The following is a 3038-nucleotide window of genomic DNA, read 5'->3' as shown; positions in this document are numbered from 1 at the left end:
TGGTTCTGGAATCATGTCACTCAGAAATTCATATTGAGCACGGGTCAGATTGCTGGGGTATGCTTTACTCATGTTGCTCTCTCAGTGCTGTCTACTATATATTCACAGCGTATACTGAGAGAGCTTTTTTACCATTTCTTTGACTTTTCAAACAGCCTCTGATATTTGCAGAGGAAATTTGCCATAGCTTAGGAGTTCAAGCTCTTCATCTAGAGGTAGATTTTGAAAACCCAAAAGCCCAGCGCCTCTACCATAGAGTTGGCTATGAAAAACACGAGCGTTTTCTGATGACAAAGCTCCTGAATGCAGAAGCTTGAAAAAGAATTCAACTATTCACTAATTCTTAACCAAAGCCGGAGTTGCCGTTGCTCCAGTCAGAATCAATTCATTTGGGGATACCCTACGGGGATCTTGCTACAGAGATTGAAGCAATCATTGACCTCAATTAAGGCTTGAATATTTAGGTCAATTGTACTAATCTGGTTTCAATTCAACTCAAAAGCAAAGGTCAATTATGATTGATCACATTGGTGTGGTTGTGAGTGATTTTGAGCGAAGCAAGTCCTTTTATGCTGCTGCATTAGAACCAGTTGGACTCTCACTCATTGCAGAGTATTCAACCTCTACCACTGGAAGTACCGATATTGCTGGTTTCGGTCAGCCGCCAGAAGCTGAATTCTGGCTGAGTCTTGGTAATCCTGGTTCTGTAAGAGTTCACATAGCATTTAGAGTTCATAATCATGCTGCTGTTGAGGGATTCTACAACGCAGCTTTAGCTGCTGGTGGACGAGACAACGGTGCGCCTGGTCTGCGTCCTCAGTATCATCCTAACTACTATGCTGCTTTCGTTCTTGATCCAGACGGACATAATATTGAAGCAGTCTGTCATCAGCCTGAATAAGCAGCATTTTTTAAATTAAAGGAAACTTGACGATGGCAACTTAGCATATAAAAATTGTGTGCTGAAGACTCAGTATCAATTTAAACTACTTCATGAACTTTTAGCCGTAGAGGAATCTGATAGCTACACCCTCATTACAAGCTAAACCCGCTGATAGGCATTGGCAAATCCTCCTCCTGCCGTGCGTGGAACGAGTAAATTAAACGTGGGGCATTACCAAAACGAGGCCAAGCAGCAACAGCAACAAGATATACTAGAGCTTAAACGACGGGGCGAGGTTTTAGTTAATAATCTCATATTGAGCCAACGAACTCGTGTTTTTTTACGGAAATATACTTAAGGATTAGTATAGTTAGTAAACAAAATATATTTGGTTGAGATATTGTGATATTTCTTTTTCCTAGCGATTACTTCAATCCTAAAAAAGCGGATGCAGATTACTCCGAGCAAGTTGCTTGTATACAAAACGCTGGTTTTACAACTGGAGTTATTTCTTTAGAGTCGTTAGGAACGGGTTCATCAAAGATTATTCCAGCTCCAACTCCTGGCTTAAAAGTGGTCTGCCGGGGTTGGATGCTCTCGCTTGGAGATTATGAGTTATTAGTTAATGTTGTCGAAAGTACAGGGGCAAGTGTTTTAATTTCTTTGACTGAGTATCTATCTACACATTATCTGAGCAATTGGTATCCTTTAATTACTGATTTGACTCCAGAGACTAAATTTTATTCCGTTGATGATCATTTAGAGAGCCAGTTGAATCAACTCGGCTGGGATGGATTTTTTATCAAAGATTATGTTAAGTCTCTCAAAACCTCAGTTGGTTCCATAATTAATCAACCTTCGCAAATCAAAACAGTAGTTGCCGAAATGCAAAAGTTTCGAGGCACGATTGAGGGAGGTATTTGTGTGCGGCGGATTGAAGATTTCATTAGAGAAACTGAGAGGCGTTACTTTGTTTTATTTGGTAAACCTTTTGCTGCTGTGGCACAGGCAAAAGCACTACTACTGGATTTTGGAACGATTGCCTCAAATTTTCTAACGCAGTTGTATTTGATGTCGATACCCGTCGCGTCATGGGTGTGTAGCGGTAAATCATCGCACCCAGGACACTTACAATCAATAAGCTGACGATGCAGGCTAATACCCAATAAACCTGTCGCCAGTTCATGCCAAGTGATAGCAAAGTAGTGGCGATTGTGGGCCCAGATAATGCGCCAATGCCATAGAAAGCATGAAACAAACCAATCATATTTGCACTGCGGGAATCTTGCACAATGTAGGTATTGATCCCTGCATCAATCAGCCCAATACCCAATCCCAACAATGACCCAGCAGCAACCATAAACAACCAGTAAGGTGAGGTGGCGTAAATTACCAGCGCCATTGTCAGCACAACCGCAGCAATCAATAGCATTCGCGCTAACCCTAAACAGCTACTCACCAGACTGCTGGCGAATGCTGCCAGAATGTAGCCGCTAATTTGACTCACAAACAGCAGGGTAACGGTGGCTGGAGTCAAGTTATATGTGGACATTATAGAGGGTAGAAGAACGCCTAATCCGCCTTCAGCAACGCCAATGGCAATAAAGGCAATTAAGGCGATCGCCACTCCAATCCACAGAGGCGGTAAAGTGCGTTGATAGTATCCCATCGGACATAATGCTCTTGCTCGAGACAATTTGGTTGCTTAGATTTACTCAGTTGATAATCCTCAAAAATAACTTCATACCCATCTTCCTGTAGTGATATTTCCATAACCCTATTTGCTGAGGCGTGATCCTGGAGTTCGAGGATGCTTGCGAAGACTTATTTGTTCAATTGGTGACAGTTTTCTATTTTTATCACTTTTAGGGAAATCATTAGCCTTGAGCAAGCCAATTTTTTCACAAATTACTATTCATAGCTTATTAATTATGTCTAATTATACATAGCATTTTAATCCAACCTGTTTCAAAAGATAGGTAATTTTTAAGTATTTAAAGTTTAATGTAAAAAACAGCTAATAATTAATTTTTATAAAGAATAATAATGCTCATAGATCAGGATCATAATCATAATAAAAACATCAAAAAATTTCTTCTAAAAACTTTAGTATTGCAAGTTCCATCTAGTTCTGCCATGCTGATGCTGAGAATCT

The 3038-nt window shown here is 40.4% G+C and carries 4 protein-coding genes; 1 reads left to right on the top strand and 3 read right to left on the bottom strand.

Annotated elements, in window-relative coordinates:
* Window positions 1-147 precede the first annotated feature (147 nt).
* Window positions 148-294 carry a hypothetical protein gene (locus H6G26_RS40400; protein WP_190737603.1) on the bottom strand — a complete coding sequence of 49 codons (147 nt, stop codon included), beginning with the start codon at window positions 292-294 and terminating at the stop codon, window positions 148-150.
* Between the two features lie 220 nt (window positions 295-514).
* Here H6G26_RS40400 and H6G26_RS40395 point away from each other — a divergent pair, with 220 nt between their 5' ends.
* Window positions 515-901, top strand: a complete 387-nt coding sequence (locus H6G26_RS40395) for a VOC family protein (protein ID WP_190737601.1) — start codon at window positions 515-517, stop codon at window positions 899-901.
* A gap of 928 nt (window positions 902-1829) precedes the next feature.
* Here H6G26_RS40395 and H6G26_RS40390 read toward each other — a convergent pair.
* Together H6G26_RS40390 and H6G26_RS40385 are read right to left on the bottom strand one after the other, a co-directional pair.
* Window positions 1830-2552, bottom strand: a complete 723-nt coding sequence (locus H6G26_RS40390; RefSeq protein ID WP_190737599.1) for an MFS transporter — start codon at window positions 2550-2552, stop codon at window positions 1830-1832.
* Entirely contained in the window at window positions 2495-2656 is a 162-nt protein-coding gene (locus tag H6G26_RS40385) for a hypothetical protein (RefSeq protein WP_190737597.1), read from the bottom strand. Before H6G26_RS40385 ends, H6G26_RS40390 begins: the two co-directional genes overlap by 58 nt.
* Between the last annotated feature and the right edge of the window lie 382 nt (window positions 2657-3038).

The sequence above is a fragment of the Nostoc sp. FACHB-888 genome, from assembly GCF_014696655.1.
In the GTDB taxonomy this organism is placed as follows: Bacteria; Cyanobacteriota; Cyanobacteriia; order Cyanobacteriales; family Nostocaceae; genus Nostoc.
The sequence above is the reverse complement of the archived record's forward strand: the minus strand, read 5'-3'. Positions and strand labels throughout refer to the sequence as shown.

Coding starts and splice junctions, on each gene's coding strand:
- H6G26_RS40395 (WP_190737601.1), top strand. CDS start 515: ATGATTGATCACATTGGTGTGGTTGTGAGTGATTTTGAGCGAAGCAAG.
- H6G26_RS40390 (WP_190737599.1), bottom strand. CDS start 2,552: ATGGGATACTATCAACGCACTTTACCGCCTCTGTGGATTGGAGTGGCG.
- H6G26_RS40385 (WP_190737597.1), bottom strand. CDS start 2,656: ATGGAAATATCACTACAGGAAGATGGGTATGAAGTTATTTTTGAGGAT.